The sequence below is a fragment of the Alcanivorax sp. HI0083 genome, assembly GCF_001635175.1.
On the sequence record NZ_LWFX01000301.1, the window covers coordinates 1 to 937 of the forward strand.

The window sequence follows — 937 nt, forward strand, 5'->3', positions numbered from 1 at the left end:
CCAGCTGTGAAGCAACGCAATGGCTGGGCAGCACCGCCACACCCAGGCCGCCCACCACCATATCAATGGCACCGTGAATTGAGTTAATTTCCCCGGCATAGGTCAACGAATAGGCATTCAGGTTACAGCGCTCCGGCAGAGCATGCTTGAGCCAGCGATCATAGTAATACCCTGAGCCGGGATAATTGATGAACGCCTGCTCCAGTATCACGCTTTCACTGGGCCGCTTGCCATCAGGCGGGTCACGGCTTACCAGCACATATTCTTCCTGACAGAACAACCGGTATTCCAGCAGAGGGTGGTCATTTTTTTCCGTCACGAAACCAAAATCGGCCCGGTCATCCAGCACCATCTGCACCACGTCCTGGGTGGATGTGAGCGTAATTTTCAACTCGATATCCGGGTGCGCCAGGCGCCGCTCCAGCAACATGGGAAAATGCGGTGACATCAGACAACTGGGCGGCATGGCATAGGACACCAGCCCCACAATCCGGGTTTCCATGGCATGCACTTCATCCATGAACTGCTGGGTAGTGAGCATCTGATGCCGAATGTACTGGGTCAACGCATCGCCCGCATCGGTGAGCACCACCTTCTTGCCGATCCGCTTGAACAAGGTGACCCCAATCTGCTCTTCCAGCTTGGCAATATGCTGACTCACGCCAGATTGCGTCATGTGAGCCCGCGTGGCCGCATGGGTAAAACTGCGTGTTTCTGCCGCCGCCATAAAGGCCTTGAACAGGCGCGTGTCCAGCAGAGTGAAATCCCGGTTGGAAAAACCCATCAGCCAGCCTCCTCCGCCGGCGCGGGCACCGCGGGGCTGGTGGCGAACTGCAGATTCAGGCTATCACCTGCCTGCACATGGAGCCCGGCATAGCGAGCAAAGGGGGAAGGTGGCACAGAGCAAGGCACGGATTCGCTCAGCAACGCTCGTTCG

Annotated in this window: 1 protein-coding gene; it reads right to left on the reverse strand. The window is 57.5% G+C overall.

Features of this window, described 5'->3' with window-relative positions; all coding sequences use genetic code 11:
* Positions 1-784 (reverse strand): LysR family transcriptional regulator (locus tag A3754_RS03200; protein ID WP_063518832.1); only part of this gene is annotated, 784 nt, incomplete at its 3' end.
* Positions 785-937: the final 153 nt, after the last annotated feature.